12 protein-coding genes and 1 pseudogene are annotated in these 15,467 nt (G+C 52.7%); 7 read left to right on the top strand and 6 right to left on the bottom strand.

Translation table 11 applies throughout. The annotated features are described in order from the left end of the window. Together AUK29_06465 and AUK29_06470 are read left to right on the top strand one after the other, a co-directional pair. Window positions 1-872: pseudogene (locus AUK29_06465) on the top strand (deoxyribonuclease HsdR). A 2-nt stretch (window positions 873-874) separates the two neighbouring features. Then, entirely contained in the window at window positions 875-1,201 is a 327-nt protein-coding gene (locus AUK29_06470; protein OIP63464.1) for a hypothetical protein, read from the top strand. 64 nt (window positions 1,202-1,265) lie between these two features. Here the strand turns inward: AUK29_06470 and AUK29_06475 are convergent, their stop codons facing one another. Next, complete coding sequence (locus AUK29_06475; GenBank protein ID OIP63496.1) at window positions 1,266-2,453, bottom strand: 23S rRNA methyltransferase; 1,188 nt, start codon at window positions 2,451-2,453, stop codon at window positions 1,266-1,268. A gap of 85 nt (window positions 2,454-2,538) precedes the next feature. Further along, window positions 2,539-3,714, bottom strand: coding sequence for a hypothetical protein (locus AUK29_06480; GenBank protein ID OIP63465.1), 1,176 nt, complete (start codon window positions 3,712-3,714; stop codon window positions 2,539-2,541). Window positions 3,715-4,203: 489 nt separating this feature from the next. Here AUK29_06480 and AUK29_06485 point away from each other — a divergent pair, with 489 nt between their 5' ends. From AUK29_06485 to AUK29_06505, 5 genes are all read left to right on the top strand, one after another. After that, window positions 4,204-4,698 (top strand): molybdopterin-guanine dinucleotide biosynthesis protein B, encoded by a 495-nt coding sequence (locus tag AUK29_06485; protein OIP63466.1) that lies wholly within the window; start codon window positions 4,204-4,206, stop codon window positions 4,696-4,698. 71 nt (window positions 4,699-4,769) lie between these two features. Then, complete coding sequence (locus AUK29_06490; protein OIP63467.1) at window positions 4,770-5,978, top strand: glycosyl transferase; 1,209 nt, start codon at window positions 4,770-4,772, stop codon at window positions 5,976-5,978. 261 nt (window positions 5,979-6,239) lie between these two features. Further along, window positions 6,240-7,475 (top strand): glycosyl transferase family 2, encoded by a 1,236-nt coding sequence (locus tag AUK29_06495; GenBank protein ID OIP63497.1) that lies wholly within the window; start codon window positions 6,240-6,242, stop codon window positions 7,473-7,475. Between the two features lie 22 nt (window positions 7,476-7,497). Then, complete coding sequence (locus AUK29_06500) at window positions 7,498-8,301, top strand: hypothetical protein (protein OIP63498.1); 804 nt, start codon at window positions 7,498-7,500, stop codon at window positions 8,299-8,301. Window positions 8,302-8,660: 359 nt separating this feature from the next. Next, the gene (locus AUK29_06505) at window positions 8,661-9,005 is read left to right on the top strand and encodes a hypothetical protein (protein ID OIP63468.1); all 345 of its coding nucleotides are present in this window, start codon (window positions 8,661-8,663) and stop codon (window positions 9,003-9,005) included. A 32-nt stretch (window positions 9,006-9,037) separates the two neighbouring features. Here the strand turns inward: AUK29_06505 and AUK29_06510 are convergent, their stop codons facing one another. The 4 genes from AUK29_06510 to AUK29_06525 form a co-directional block, all read right to left on the bottom strand. Next, window positions 9,038-9,844 (bottom strand): hypothetical protein, encoded by an 807-nt coding sequence (locus AUK29_06510; GenBank protein ID OIP63469.1) that lies wholly within the window; start codon window positions 9,842-9,844, stop codon window positions 9,038-9,040. A gap of 12 nt (window positions 9,845-9,856) precedes the next feature. Continuing rightward, window positions 9,857-11,605 (bottom strand): hypothetical protein, encoded by a 1,749-nt coding sequence (locus AUK29_06515; protein OIP63470.1) that lies wholly within the window; start codon window positions 11,603-11,605, stop codon window positions 9,857-9,859. Between the two features lie 42 nt (window positions 11,606-11,647). Beyond that, complete coding sequence (locus AUK29_06520; GenBank protein OIP63471.1) at window positions 11,648-13,279, bottom strand: hypothetical protein; 1,632 nt, start codon at window positions 13,277-13,279, stop codon at window positions 11,648-11,650. A 103-nt stretch (window positions 13,280-13,382) separates the two neighbouring features. Then, a complete protein-coding gene (locus AUK29_06525; protein OIP63472.1) occupies window positions 13,383-15,443 on the bottom strand; it encodes a hypothetical protein in 2,061 nt (686 codons plus the stop codon). Window positions 15,444-15,467: the final 24 nt, after the last annotated feature.

The raw sequence follows: 15,467 nt of genomic DNA on the forward strand, positions 1-15,467 counted from the left end.
AGAACATCGAAGTTCTCAAGGGACGCTTCAAGACCCTTATGACAGAACAAGCGTCTGCCTATCTCAAACTTTGCCAAGGATCTATTGACGACAAAGCCGTCGAGCGAGCCATTGACGCTTTTGACGATAAGGATAAACGGGAAGCCTTCTTCAAATTCTTCAAGGAACTCGAAGTGCTTTATGAGATCATTTCGCCGGATGTTTTTCTCCGCGACTATCTGGACAACTACCGAAATCTTTCGATTCTCCACCAGATTGTTCGAAATGCTTTCGGCAAATATATTGTCCCTTGTGCGGATATTGCAAAAAAGACGGAGTCGCTGGTTCGTGAGAGCGTGACGGCCTATGGGCTTACAAACACGATGCCGCTGGTGAAGATCGATGAAAAAACGCTGGATGTCTTGAAAAGCTCGAAATCGTCCACCTCCTCCAAGATCATCAATCTCGGAAAAGGCTTGATCCAGACGGTCATCGACCAGGGGGAGGAGCAACCCTTTTTAGTTCCGATCGGGGAGCGCGCAGAGGCCATTCTGGAAGCCTACGACGACCGACAGATCGAAACCCAGGCTGCTCTCAGGCAGCTTGAATCGTTGCTGAACGAATATTTGCAATCGCGAAGGGAATCTGAGAAGAGCGGTCTTGACATGAACACCTTCACGATTTTGTGGATATTAAAACAGGTGGGTGCAAAGCAACCTGAGCAAGCGGCTCCCCTGATCGACGATGCCTTGAAGCGATTCCCATACCATGCCTATAATGCCGCAGACCGGCGTCGCCTGAAGGCAGAACTTTATAAGATTCTCCTGCCGGCGGTCGGTAAGGAGCGGATGGTGGATTTGGCTGATCGAATCCTCAAACTTCCGAGGAAATGAAGATGTCCAGAAAGACGAGTTTCAACAAGGCTACGGCTTTGAAAGAGAATGTGGGGAAGTGGGCAACTCGAATCGGTGTGCATCCGAATCGTGTTCAAATCCAGCGTATGACAAAAAAGTGGGCTTCCTGCTCGACGGGTGGGCGGATCTGCTTCAGCACAGATCTATTGAAGGAAGATAGAGCTTTCCAGGAGGTTGTTATCGTCCATGAACTTCTTCATCTCCGTGTACCTAACCATGGAAAACTATTTAAGAGTATGATGAATGCGTATCTGCCCCACTGGGAAACAGCAGTAAATGGGCGTGTGGCTCGCATGTGCGGCTATTGAATCCTTTTATTGATTCGATAGAGTTTCGGGAATGAAGACAGCAAGCACAAAATCGGGCCGCACTTTATAACGCCCTGCAGACCAGGCCCTTGAGGTAGCTTCCTTCCGGGAAACTGAGCAGCGTGGGGTGGTCGGGAGCCTGGGTGAGCCTTTGGATAATCTGGGCCTCCCGCCCTGCGTCCAATGCCGCTCCGGCCACAATCTTCTGGAACAGATCCGGCGCCAAGAGTCCTGAGCAGGAGAAGGTGAAGAGCACGCCGTTTGGTCTTAGCAGTTTGAATGCCAGCAGGTTGATGTCCTTGTATCCGCGGCCTGCGCGCTCGATCTGGCTTAGGGACTCGGCAAACTTCGGCGGGTCCAGGACGATGAGATCGAACTCACGGCGTGAATCGCGGTATTGCCGCAGGACCTGGAACACGTCCCCGGCTACATTCTCAACTTGAGCAGCATTCAGACCATTCAGCTCGACGTTTCTCATGGCCAATGTCAGGGCATCGGAGGAGGACTCGACATTGGTCACCCGGGCCGCGCCGCCCTTGAGTGCGCATACACCGAACCCTCCGGTATAGGCGAATCCGTTCAGGACCTCCCTGCCCCTGGCATATTCGGCTGCCAAGGCGCGGTTGTCACGCTGGTCAAGGTAAAAGCCTGTTTTATGGCCGTGCAGGATATCCACCAGGAAGCGGCACTCCCCCTCCTGAATCTCGATCAGGTCGGGCGGCGCATCCCCTGCGAGGACCCCTGTGGATCGAGGCAGACCTTCCTTCTCCCGGACATCGAGATCCGAACGCTCGTAGATGCCTGCACAGGGGATCAGATCCTTGATCTGGGCAACGATCTCCTGCTTCCAGTATTCTGAGCCTGCGGCCATGAACTGGCAGACCAGGAAATTGCCGTAGCGGTCCACAATCAGCCCGGGCAGGCCGTCGGATTCCGAGTGGACCAGCCGGACCGCAGTCAGGTCTTTGGATTCTGTCAGGGTACGCCGGTAGGCGATGGCCCGCTTCAGCCGTTCACGGAAAAAAGCAGGCGTTATCTCTTCATCCGGATTAAACGTCCAGACGCGGACCGTGATCTGGGATCGGGGGGAATAGGCGCCCCGGGCAAGCCTGGTGCGTTCCTGAGCCAGGATTTCCACGGTTTCTCCGGATTTGGGCGAGCCTTCAACCGCTGCAATGGCGCCGGAGAAGATCCACGGATGGCGGCGGCGCAGGGCTTTTTCACGCCCGGATTTAAGAATGACCGAAGCCATGCCCATTCAGACACCCATTGAAAGATCCGATAGAAAAACCGTGACCTCCGGGATACTATAATAAGGGATGATTTGAAATCAAGGGTTAAACGAATTGCCCTGCACAGTAGCCTGAGGACCAGGCCCACTGCAGGTTGAAACCCCCGAGGTCACCTGTGACATCGGTCACCTCTCCTATAAAATAGAGGCCTTTGACTTTTTTGGACTCCATGGTCTTAGAGGAGAGATCATGGGTATCGACGCCGCCCAGGGTGACTTCTGCGGTTTCATACCCTTCTGTGCCTTTGGGTTTGACCTCCCATCGATGCAGGATATTGGACAGATGCTTGAGTTCCTTGTCCGGAATCTGATTTATGGGCCGGTTTTTAATCCAGAGATCACAGATCCGCTGGGCAAGTCGGGCAGGGAGGCGTTCCGACAGGATTGTTTTGATAGTGGTCTTGGGCCTGAGGATCTTTTGTTCTCCGAGATGCTCATAGAGATCGAGGCCCGGAAGAAGGTCGATGACCAGGGTATCGCCTGATTTCCAGTAAGAGGATAGTTGCAGGATGGCCGGACCGCTCAACCCATGGTGTGTGAAGAGGAGGCTTTCCCGGGCCTCCCTTTTGTTGCATGTCACCATCACATCCATGGACAGGCCTGCGAACCCTTTGAAGCGGTCCGCATCCTCACGGCTGAATATCAGCGGCGCCAGGCCGGGCCTCGGTTCTACCATATTTAACCCAAACTGTCTGGCGATCCTGTGCCCCAGGTCCGAGGCGCCCAGTCCGGGATAGGATAACCCTCCGGCGGCCACGACCAGGGATTCGCACTCGAAGTCTCCGAGGCTGGATCGGACCTGGAAGAAACGGCCTTTTTTGATCCTTCGAATGCGGCATCCCAATCGGATGGTGACGCCGGCATCTTTGCATTCTTTCAGTAACATGGTCACAATCTCTCTTGCCGATTTATCGCAGAAGAGCTGCCCGGATGTTTTTTCATGGTAGTGTATGCCGTGTCGTTGGACCAGTGCCATGAAGTCGTGCTGGGTATACCGCGCCAAGGCGGACTTGCAGAAATGTTCGTTACCGGATAGATAGTGTTCCGCAGAGATGTTCAGGTTGGTAAAATTACAATGCCCGCCGCCGGAAATAAGGATTTTCTTCGCGGCCCTGTCTGCGTGGTCCAGACACAGGACATTTCGCCCCCGTTTGCCTGCTTCCATGGCGCACATGAGCCCTGCAGCGCCTGCGCCGATAATGATGACGTCAACATCTGTCATAGGATGACAGCAACTTATTAAGGTTCTCATCATAGAAACGACATCATATCGAATTCCACAAGCGTCCATGTTTCACCTGTCTGCCATAGCCTGTCTGCCGCGCTCGCGGCGCAGGCAGGCACAGGCAGGTAGGTGACGCCGCCGCTCTTCTTGTTGTGACGACGCAGATCCATGTCGCCATTATGCCAAGGTGTGCTCTCCGGTGCAAGGGGGTTTTCTGAACTAACTGGATTTAAAAAGCGGATCGTGTCTGCGACAAATTTATGGGTAAATATTTCTCTAAGAGCGTCATTCCCCGATCCCCCGATCAGGCCTGTCCTCCGATCCCCCGATCAAGCTTGCCCTCCGACTTGATCGGAGGGTCGGAAGGCAAGCTTGATCGGGGGATCGGAGGACAGGCATTTTTGCCGCACACCCAGAGGATCTCTTGCCCTTGACATTGCCCGCCGATCCACCTAAGATACCTTCCGCCCATCAAAAGGAGCTTCTATGATCCCCGCTGTTTCCATCGTGGCCCGGAGCGGCACGGGCAAAACCACTTTCCTGGAAAAACTCATCCCGGTCCTCACGGGCCGCGGCTACCGCGTGGGTGTGGTCAAACATGCCCACCACCGCATCGATATTGATCAGTCCGGCAAGGATTCATTCCGCCTGCGGAAGGCCGGAGCGGACGTGGTGATCATCAATGCCCCCAACCAGATGGCCCTGATCCGGCGACAAAGGCACGAACTCCCCCTCCGTGAGGTTCTCGATTATTTTCGTGACGTGGATTTGATATTGATTGAGGGGTATAAAGGAGAAGACCTTCCGAGAATCGAGATCTTCCGGACCGGGGCAGGGCGCCCCGAACCCTTCTTTATCAAGGGGATGTCTCCCTTTGCCCTGGTCACGGACGGATCGTTTCCCAAAACACCGTTCTCAGTCTTTACCATGGACAATGTCCAAGGGGTTGCCGACCTGATTGAAAAGGAATTTTTAATGTAAGTTCCTTGACAGAAGATCGTTTTTCTGTTTTCATACTTAACCATGAGAGACAAAACCGAGGGACATCTTCTATGAGCGATTTTTATCAGACCGGAGCGGTTGCGACCTTCCACCGCCTCGGCAAAAGCGACTTGGTGAGCCTGGAGTCAAAGCTGCTGGAAGCTTCGACAACCAGAGGGGTGACCCTGGTTCTTCCTTCTCTTTTTTCCGAAATTAAAGGAGAGGCGCTCAAAGAAATTTTAAGTGAGCTCTCGAAAGTCGAATATATCAGGGAAATCGTGGTTACGCTCGGTCCTGCAACTCAAGATGAGTTCCGAGAAGCCCGAAATTTTTTTTCCGTACTCCCCCAGTCCACCCGGGTGATCTGGAACAACGGCCCGAACATCCAGGCCCTGTACGAGACCATGCAGGGGTACGGCCTATTTCCCGGAGAGGACGGCAAAGGGAGAAGCGCATGGATGGCCTATGGGTATATCATCGCGGAGGGAGGAAGCAAGATCATCGCCCTTCACGATTGCGACATCCTGACCTATTCCAGGGAACTCCTGGGACGGCTCATATTCCCGGTCCTCTCCCCCCATCTCGACTTCGAATTCTGCAAGGGATTCTACAGCCGTGTGTCCCATAAAATGAACGGCCGCGTCACGCGCCTATTTGTCACGCCTCTGATCCGTGCCCTGATCAAGACGGTCGGGAGGCTGGACATCCTTCATTATTACGACAGTTTCCGTTATCCTCTCGCTGGAGAGTTCTCTATGCTGACGGATCTGGCCCGTATCAACCGGATCCCCGCCGACTGGGGTCTGGAGGTCGGGGTATTGGCCGAGATCTACCGTAACTGTTCAGTCAAGCGGATCTGTCAGGTCGAACTCTGCGAGAATTATGACCACAAACATCAGGGGCTTTCACCGGCCGACCCTGAAAAGGGCCTCAACAAGATGGCCATCGATATTGCGAAGAATATCTTCAGGACCCTCTCGGGCGAGGGAATTATTTTTACACCGGGCTTCTTCAACACCCTGTGCGCGACCTATCTCCGTATCGCCCAGGATACCATTGCCCGATATCACGGAGACGCCATCATCAATGGGCTGGAGTACGACCGGCACGAGGAGGGGACTGCCGTAGAGGTCTTTACTGAAGCCATCCGGAGGGCCGGCGAGATCATCACTCAGGACCCCCTGGGGCCGCCGCAGATCCCGGCCTGGAACAGGGTCTTTGCTGCTATTCCGGATTTTGCGGAACGAATTCTTGAAGCGGTAAGAACGGACAATCCATAAGACCGGATCAAACAATCCGCCGGTTTTATACATAGAGTAATAAATAAATTCGCATATAGGGCGATAGAACAAAGCAGACCGAGGCGCGACGAAGTCGAGGAGTGAGGCGTACTGATCGTACGCCGCAACGACGAGACGAGGAAGCAACAAAGGTATGCAAAGTTCTGTTGCTCTGTATAACCGGCGTTCTGAAACCAAAGGTATAAACGGTATCAAGAAATGAAGTTTGACACATCACTTCGGCCCTACACGGTCAAGCGGATCGAAGAGATCGACCGGGTTGACATTCTTGTGGGCATTCCCTGCTACAACAACGAAGCTACCATCCAGCATGTAATCCGGATGGTCTCCCACGGCATACGGGACCATTACAGGGACAAAAGAGCCCTGATCATGATAGCCGACGGCGGGTCCACGGACGATACCCGGGAGATGGCCAGGGAGTTCGAGATCCAGCCTTGGCAGGAAAAGATCGTCAGTGTATACCGGGGTCCTGCCGGGAAAGGGACGGCCCTGCGGTCCATCTTCGAGGCCGCGGACCGGCTCGATGCCGCGTCCTGTATGGTGGTGGATTCGGACCTTAGAAGCATCACTGTGGAATGGGTAAAATCCCTCCTGGATCCGGTGCTGAACCACGGCTATGACTTCGTCACTCCCATTTATACACGCTACAAATATGACGGGACCATCACCAACAACATCACCTACAACCTGACCCGAGCCCTGTACGGAAAGCGGATCCGCCAGCCCATCGGCGGGGACTTTGCCTTTTCACCGTCTTGTTTCCGTTACCTGCTGGCCCAGGACGTATGGGATACGGACGTGGCCCGGTTCGGGATCGATATCTGGATCACCACCAGCGCCGTCATCAATCCGTTCAAAATCTGCCAGGCACACCTCGGCGTAAAGATCCATGACGCCAAAGACCCTGCCTCACACCTTGCGGTCATGTTTCTCCAGGTCATCGGGACCCTCTTTTCCCTCATGGAGAAGAATGAACACTACTGGAAGCCAATCAAGGGTTCCACACCCACAGAGATCTTCGGCGCCCCCGGGAACGTCAAGCCCGAACCCATCCACGTGGACAAGGAACTTCTGGTCAGCCGTTTCAAGTCCGGATACCGCAACTTCGGCGTGCTTTACGAAAAGATCTTCACACCCGAATGTTTCCAGATGATCCGCAAGGCTGCCCGTCTTTCACCCAACCGATTCATGTTTGGAACCGACACCTGGGTCCGGACCCTTTATGAACTGGCTTCCACCTATCACAAGTGGGGCCACAACCGGCGCCGTCTCCTGGAACTGGCCATCCCTCTTTACTTCGGCCGCGTAGCCTCTTTTATCAACCGCACCTGGGAAATGGACTCTGAAGAAGCCGAACAGGTGGTCGAGGAGCAGGCCCTGCGGTTCGAGGAGTACAAGGGCTACCTGATCCAGCGATGGGAGGAACCCTTTGAAGAGGACGAGGCAGTCAACCACACGCTCCAAAAAATATAAACCGGCCGGCCCCGGCCCTCGGATCGTGATCTTCACAGACCTGGACGGGACCCTCCTTTCCGCCGAAACCTATGAACCCGGCCCATCCCTGGAAGCGCTCCGGCAGTGCAGGAAACTTCAGATCCCCGTGATCTTTGTCTCCAGCAAGACCCGGGCTGAAATGGAACGGCTCCGCAAGGAATTAGACAACTCCGACCCCTTTGTCTCTGAAAACGGAGGGGGCGTTTTTCTACCCAGGGAGACATGGGAAAAACCGCAGGGATTTGTGGAGGGTGGGAACTACTGGAGTCTTTGGATCGGCGTTCCGCACGCGGCCATCTTGAAGGCCCTCGATGCCGCAGTTAAAAGGTGTTCCGCCCGGATCGAGCGATTCTCGTCCATGAGCATAGACCGGATCATGGAACGGACCGGCCTCTCTCCCGATGAGGCCCGTCTCGCCCGGATGCGGGAATTTGATGAGCCTTTCCTGATTCCCGATCAAAGCGACAAGATCATCACCGGCCTCGAACAGGAAATCCGGAAAGCCGGATTCAATTTAACCCGAGGCGGACGCTTTTATCACGTCATGGGAGGGTGCGACAAGGGGAAGGCCGTGCGCCGGATCATGGATCTCTACAGGGGCCTGAATCCCGACGTCTGCTTTGCTGCGGTCGGAGACGCGGAGAACGACCTTCCCATGCTGCTGGAAGCGGATCTTCCGTTTCTGGTCAGGAAACCCGACGGAGAATATGACAAGGCCGCGGTCTTGAACCGCGTGATTATAACGCAGGGGATCGGGCCGCAAGGCTTTTATGAGGCTGTGAGAAACATCATAACTAATTCTTAAGGATTTGCGGCGGCATGCATCTTGCGAACGCCGTGCAGTAGATCAAAAAATCAGAAGGGGAAAAGCCCGGGACTTCCCCGGACTTTTCCCCCCTCCCAAAAAGGCCTTCTCCCAGGGCTTCTCAGGGTTAGATCCTTCTCTAATTTCTGTTTAGAATTCGCTTTTATTCAAATTTCCCAATAAAAAATTCATTATTCAGGAATTCATCACCCATTAACATATTATCTTCTAATATCTTTCTTTTTCACTTGCGTAAAACACGGACAGATGATAATATGTCAAATAATAATGGTGATCAAGATTATAAAATTGTCAAATTATTTTGTTCTGTTTTTATGACGTTTTGAGGCTTGGATATCATGAAGTTAAAAATCCTGACCTGTCTTATGATCCTATGCCTGTTCCTCTTCCCCTCATCCGGAAAGGGAACCGCTGATCTGGATGGAAGAACCGGTATTTTAAATGCTCGACATAGGCCTGAGGTCTCCCTTCAGGAAACCGGTTTACAGCCTTTTAAAAATGATACCCATGTTTCCGATAGATCCAAGGAGTACATTCCTGGATCCGTCCATGAGATGTCAGAGTCCTTGAGACAGAAGGATGCCCAGCCCGGCCGGATCTATGAACCGGTCCTCCTCTTCTTTCTGGGGTTCGGTCTGATTATCATAGCCGGGTTCGGGCGCAGGAAGCCGCCCTCCGGGTAGATTTTCAAAGCTCCCCTGGAAAATCCTTCCGGCTATTTCCCCTCTTTGTCGTAATCTCTGTAGTAGTAATAAGAATCCTGAAGGGACTCTGGTGCGGAAATCATGTTCAGGCAGATCCCAAGAAGCTTCTCCCTTTCTATCTGGGAGATGGCGCGCAGGACATACTCCCTGGGAGTGACCCCGTCCTGGACGACCATCAGGACCCCCTCTACCAGAGGAATAAGGATAGACGCATCGGTAAAAACATTGATGGGAGAGGTATCCAGAATGATAAAACGATCCTCGTACCGGGATTTGATCTCACGGATCAACTGGGACATCCTCTCCGAGCTCAGGAGTTCCGAGGGATTCTCCGGCGGTTGACCGGATGGGAGGAGGATCAACTTGGGAATCTCCGTCTTCACAAGAAGCTCAGGGATCTCCGCCTCACCCCGTAGAAAATCCACAAGGCCCTTCTTGGCTTCAATGCCCAGATAGGTATGAACGCCAGGTTTGCGAAAGTCGGTATCCATCATCAAGACCGTCTCATTCATCCCCTGAGCCACAGAGACGGCCAGATTGAGCGCCGTCGTGGTCTTCCCCTCCCCTCGGGTGGCGCTGGTCACCATCAGGGTGTTCTCCATTCTGCTTCTCATCTTTTTCATGACCTGCGTTCGCAGCCGTTTAAACTGTTCCGCGGCCAGCGATTTTGAATCGAGAATGGTCACCAGGTATGCGCTCAGCTTGGAAAAATCCAGGGACTTGTCGTTCCATTCCTTCTGCAGTTTGAATAGATCCGGGCTGCTCCTGGATTCCCGCTCGCGGATGGCCTTTTCCAGCCCTTTTTCGATACTTCTCATGGACTTCCCCTTTTAACTTTTACGGACGTTTTCCAGGTCCGAAATATTCAGGACCTCTTCATACGTGGTCACACCGCGGATCACTTTCCGAAGGGCATCCTGATAGAGCGATACCGTCCCTTTTCTTAAGATGGCATCCCGGATCTCTTTCCGTGAAGCCTTTTCCAGAATCAACTGCCTGACCTCTTCATTCAGAACGGAGAGTTCAAATATCCCGGAATGACCGTGGTACCCGGTGAATCCGCAGTCCTTGCAGCCGGTCCCCCGATGAAAGGTGATCTCCCCGGTATTCACAAGAGGCTGGATATCCTCCAGGATCTTCTTGGGAGGGATGAAGTCTCCGGAACAGTTTGGACAAATCCTTTGAACAAGCCTCTGGCTTAGAATGGCGGTGATGGCCTGAGAGATCAAAAAAGGCGGAATCCCCATGTCCATCAGATGAAGAACGGCGCCGGCGGCATCATTGTAATTAAGCCTCCCGAATACCAGGGTCCTCGACAGAGAGGCCTGAAGCACGTATTCGATAGGTTTGGCATCATTCATATCTCCGAGCATCACGACATCCGGGTCCTGCGCCAGGAGGGAACGCACACCGTCGGTCAATGTGAGACCGGCCTTCTCATTGGGCTGGCCTTGAAAAATTCCTTCGATCAGATTCTTGATCGGATTTTCAAAGGTATAGATGCTCCTCTCCTTCGTATTCAAATCATTCAGGACCGCATACAGGGTCGATGTCTTCCCGCTGTTGTTCGGCCCCACCAGCAGGATAAAGCCTCGTTTTAGGCTGATCAGACTCTTGAACTCCTGTAAAACCTCGCTCTCCATGCCGAGGGAGTCCAGATTGACGGCCTCCTGGTATTGCTTGTGAAGACTCAGGACCGCGCTCTCCCCATACCGGGTGGGGAAGGTGGAGACCTTGACATCCACGAAACGGCCCTTGGAACGGACCTGGAAATAGCTCTCCTGCGGAATATGATGTTTGGTGATATCCAGCGAACTGAGGATTTTCAGCCGGTTGATGATATTGACATGGTATTTCTTCGGAGGCGTAATCAAAGGAACCAAAATCCCGTCCGTCCTTAAGCGGATCTGCAGGCTCTCCATGAAGGGCTCGATATGCACATGAGAAGCCTGCTTGTCCAATGCGGTCAGAAGCATGAGATTCACCAGCCGGACAATGGGGGTATCCTCCGAAGACGTGATCAGATCCTCTATGTCGGCGCTCTCTTCATCCTCACGCTTTAAAATTTCTATATCCACTTCCTCCTCGGCTGCCAGTTCGGCCTCCCAATCCAGATCCTTTGCTTCCTCTTCCTCTTTCCGATAGTAAGTATCCAGGGCCCTCTGGATGGATATCTCCGCTGTAACCACGGGCGCGATTTTCAACCCGGTGATGAAGGACATCTCATTGGCCACAACAATGTCATGCGGGTTGGCCATGGCCACCGTAAGGAGCTTGTCTTTGCGCTGGACGGCGATCACCTTGTGTTCTCTGCAATATTTTTCCGGGATCAGACGGACGATATTCAGATCCAGCCTGTACTGTTCCAGACTGATGAAGGCGACATTATGCTGTCTGGCCAGAAGATAGTCCAGGTCCTCAGGGGTGAGAAAACCCATCTTGATCAGCACGGAACCCAGCCTCTCCTTGGTCCGCTTCTGCTCATCGAGGGCGAGACTCAACTGCTGGTCATCAACCACTTCGAGCTCTTTTAAAAGCTCCCCGATCTTCTGTCTTGAGGTTTCATCAACCAAATCCATTCCCCTGTTGCCAAAGAAACCCGCGCCTCACGGCGTGGAGTCTCAGTTTTTTTCTATGTCCATTTTCAGCGACATGACGATCAGGTTGGCCAGTGAGACCATCACCTGCATGTCGGGATCTCTCTCTTGGACTTGGGCGGTATCGGCATACCATAACGCCACAATCCTCCCCATGATCTCCACGGGATAAAGGAAATGCCACGCGGGCCTTTTTTCGAGAAACCGGTTCAAAAACTTATTGTACTCGCGCTCTTCAGGCGGCGGGCCGGCAAATATCCCTTTCCCCTCTGTATAGAGACCTTTCAGCAAGGGGATCTGATCAAACTCCACGGAGACACGTTTGACCTTATCTGCAAAATCGGCGCGTAAGGATGACCTCCCGGCATACCCTTCCAGATATTTTTTCTTCCAGATAAAAAGGGCCGTATGGTCGTATCGTCCGGCCATAAAATCCAGAACTTCTTCAATGGCTCGGTCGACATTCCCCTCTTTCACGAGCATGCTGCTGACTTCATAAAGAATTTTTTGAATCTGGGCATCTTCAATGACCTGCCCCCCGAGACGCATGATCTCTGTTTCTCTATGGTAGAGACCCTCGATCAGATCGTCCTCGACAAATTCGGCTCTCTCGATGAAATATTCCTGATAATATTGATGAATACTGATGTCGAGACAATAGACCAGTTCCGCAAGAAACGACTGGAAGATCTGTTCAAAGTTTTGAGATGAAATTACGGAAAGGTCCGGCTTGACCAGACAGAAAATCCCGCCTGAAAAAAGAATCTTTCTTCGCAGGTTGGAAATCGGATACGAGGTGCAGACCAGGATGGGAACTTCGGGATGCTTTTTATGGAGACTCTCCATGAATGACAGGCCCTCCAGTTTCATGGAGGCCTGTTCATGGGGGAACCCGATATCCGTGACCACAATCGGGCTGTATCCCTTCTCAAGCAGCCGATCGATCTCAAACCGCGCCTTTTCGAGGCTGCTCGTCCCCTTCACCTGAAAATTTCTTTTGGCCAGATCGTCCTTGATCATCATCCTCCATTTTGCATCCCCCTCCACCAGCACGATCATCATCTTCGGTTCAAAGACCTTGGCCCTTGAAAGGGTATGCTGAATCTCCTGATATAACCGGTGGTTGATCCTTGGATTCGGATGCGACTCAATCCTGTCCAGCGGGGTCTTGGCCGGCAACGATTTCAGTTCTTTAACCCGCTTTTTCTTCTCTTTCAGGATGGTGTTCGGCCGGATCAGCACCAGAGGCGGCCGTTTGGGGGGTATCCTTTCAAAAGTGAACCGCCCTTTTTCCCACATCATCAGATGAACGACCGCTTCCTCGATCTGCTGCTCTACCACTTGTCTCACCCGTTCCGGGGGGAGCAGATTTTTCTCAAAAAGGATTTCTCCCAGAGAACCATCATTTCCATTCTCCTGGTCGCGAAGAGCCTGCCAGAGATCCGAGGGATGAATAGCGCCTTCCTGAATCAGCCTCTGCCCGAGCCGTTCCCCGGCATAGGGATAGTCTGCAGAATAGATCAGACCGTTCTCGAATAAAACCTCTCCGATCCCCTGTTCGCTTTTCAGAAAAAGGGCCCCCGTCTGCTCTTCGGCCTCGGCCTGCTCCATGAGCGCATCCAAGGGGATATCCTGAATAAAACCTGCGATTTCCATACTGCCTCATGTCATCCGGCCGTTCCCCGTCAGCCGCTCATCCCTCATCCCTTGGAAACAGCCGGTTCCCGATGGGCCATGCCTGGAGAATTTCAAATTTCTTCTAAGATCCCTGCAAGATCTTCCGTATGATCCTGTTGAATCGTCTCCCAAGAGCCTTGTTTTCTCGATGAGAGTCTTCTGATTCCTGACCCGATGATGCTCTCACCATCGCGTGGAAAAAAACGGGGCCTCGGTCCCCTCGAGTCAAGGGCGCGTCCTTCCCTCCAATTCTCAAGATCATGTTCCTCAGTTCGTCAAGCTTTTTTTCGAGAAGCCGTTCTTTTCCCAGCCATGCCCCTGTGCCCGAGTCTTCTGCCGCGGCCTGAACCTCGAACGCCCTGAAACTTTTCTTGGATGCTTCAATATTTTTAAGGAGCTTCTCTTCCTTTTTTTTGAGTTGGACGTAGTTCTTGTCGATCCGTTCCATTCCGGTCGGGAGATCAGCCTCTTCCGCTCGAATGGTCTCCATGATTTGCTTCTGAAAATCAAGGGAGTCCATATCCGATTTCAAACTGTCAATCTGAGAAATCAGATCCAAAAAGAGTTCCTCCTTCAAATCAAAAGAGGCCTGATCTCCTGGTCCTGAAATTCGAACGGCGCCGGCCGCCGGCCGAGGGGTCCCCTTCTCCAGAAGAAGGATCTTCTCCGTGAGTTCTTCCTCTTTTCTTCGCACGGATTGCTGCTGCTTTTCCAGTTCTTTCAGACGATCTTCTATGGATTTGTCCTGACCGATGGCCTCCAGCAGAACCTTTTTGTTCTCCAACTCCTGAATGATCCCTTTCAGGTCCTCCATCTTTCCATCCAGCTCTTCTTCCCTCTCTTTCAGCCTCGCCTGGACCTCCCCCGGTTCTTCTATTCTCTTCTTAAAGATCTCCTTATCTTCAACACCCCCGCCGGCTGCTTCCGGTCTTCCGGAAGCGGGGTCCTCCTGTTCGCCGGATGGCGCGGGACGCAGCTCGGCCTGCTGTATTTTCTCCAGAACCTCGTTCCTCTTCTCCTCAATGCTCTCTTTCAGGGTATTGATTTCATCCAGCCGTTTGGAAACTTCGGATAATTTCTGGTGGATTTCGCTCTCCTTCCTGAAGAGCATCTGTTCACGATCCTGCAGGTTGAAGAGATTTCCCTTGGCCTGCATCTCCTCTTCCATATTCAGGAGCCGCTCGTAAATCAACTGATTTTCTTCCCCCTTCTGGATATAAACCTTCTGCATCTGATCGTACAGGGTCTGAAACTTCTTATTCAGCTCAATGACGTGCAGATCCAGAGGATCCGTCTCCGTGCTTTTACGGGGCAGGACCTGAGCGGCCGAGGGGCTGCCGATCTCCTGCAACTCTTGAATCACGCCGTCCATGATCTCACCGTCAACGATCTTTTTTTCTTCCACGTATCCGAGCCGGAGACCCGCATCGGATATCACATTGATCAACCGGGGGATCCCTTTTGAGTAGGCATAAATTTTCTTCAACGCCTCAGGCGTAAATATCTCGGATGGGCGTCCGATAGCGACCGATAGACGATGGTTCACATACAGGGATGTCTCTTCTTCGCTCAGGGGCGTCATATGGAATTGCACCGTCACCCTCTGCCTTAATTGTTCCAGATCCGGCAGATTCAGCTTGTACTTGAGCTGCGGTTGTCCCACCATCACGATCTGAACCAGTTTTTCCGTGCTGGTCTCCAGATTCGAGATCATTCGAAGCTCTTCCATGGCATCAATGCTCAGGTTCTGAGCCTCGTCTATGACCAGCAGGACCTCTCTCCGCTCCGAGTAGGCCTTGAGAAGAAGCTGCGTCAGCATGGAGATCATTTTGGGCTTGGTCTCGTCACGGGTTTCGATTCCGAACTCGTTGAGGATATGCTCGATCAATTCCTTGGCATTGAAATTCGTATTGATGATCCTGGCCACCAGACTGGTTCGAGGAAGGCCGTTCAAGAGGACGCGAAGAAGTAAAGTCTTCCCGGACCCCAGCTCGCCGGTGATGACCACAAAACCATTCCGGTCTTCCAGTCCGTACTGCAGGTGCGAAATGGCTGCGCGGTGCACTTCACTCATGTAGAGAAAACGAGGATCGGGAACCAGCTTAAACGGTTTTTCCTTGAGACCATAAAATTTCGTATACATAATCGAGTTGACTCACTCCTACTG

Source organism: Nitrospirae bacterium CG2_30_53_67, assembly GCA_001873285.1.
Taxonomy (GTDB): domain Bacteria; phylum CG2-30-53-67; class CG2-30-53-67; order CG2-30-53-67; family CG2-30-53-67; genus CG2-30-53-67.

Coding starts and splice junctions, on each gene's coding strand:
- AUK29_06505 (OIP63468.1), top strand. CDS start 8,661: ATGAAGTTAAAAATCCTGACCTGTCTTATGATCCTATGCCTGTTCCTC.
- AUK29_06520 (OIP63471.1), bottom strand. CDS start 13,279: ATGGAAATCGCAGGTTTTATTCAGGATATCCCCTTGGATGCGCTCATG.
- AUK29_06480 (OIP63465.1), bottom strand. CDS start 3,714: ATGACAGATGTTGACGTCATCATTATCGGCGCAGGCGCTGCAGGGCTC.
- AUK29_06475 (OIP63496.1), bottom strand. CDS start 2,453: ATGGCTTCGGTCATTCTTAAATCCGGGCGTGAAAAAGCCCTGCGCCGC.
- AUK29_06490 (OIP63467.1), top strand. CDS start 4,770: ATGAGCGATTTTTATCAGACCGGAGCGGTTGCGACCTTCCACCGCCTC.
- AUK29_06525 (OIP63472.1), bottom strand. CDS start 15,443: ATGTATACGAAATTTTATGGTCTCAAGGAAAAACCGTTTAAGCTGGTT.
- AUK29_06485 (OIP63466.1), top strand. CDS start 4,204: ATGATCCCCGCTGTTTCCATCGTGGCCCGGAGCGGCACGGGCAAAACC.
- AUK29_06515 (OIP63470.1), bottom strand. CDS start 11,605: ATGGATTTGGTTGATGAAACCTCAAGACAGAAGATCGGGGAGCTTTTA.
- AUK29_06510 (OIP63469.1), bottom strand. CDS start 9,844: ATGAGAAGTATCGAAAAAGGGCTGGAAAAGGCCATCCGCGAGCGGGAA.
- AUK29_06470 (OIP63464.1), top strand. CDS start 875: ATGTCCAGAAAGACGAGTTTCAACAAGGCTACGGCTTTGAAAGAGAAT.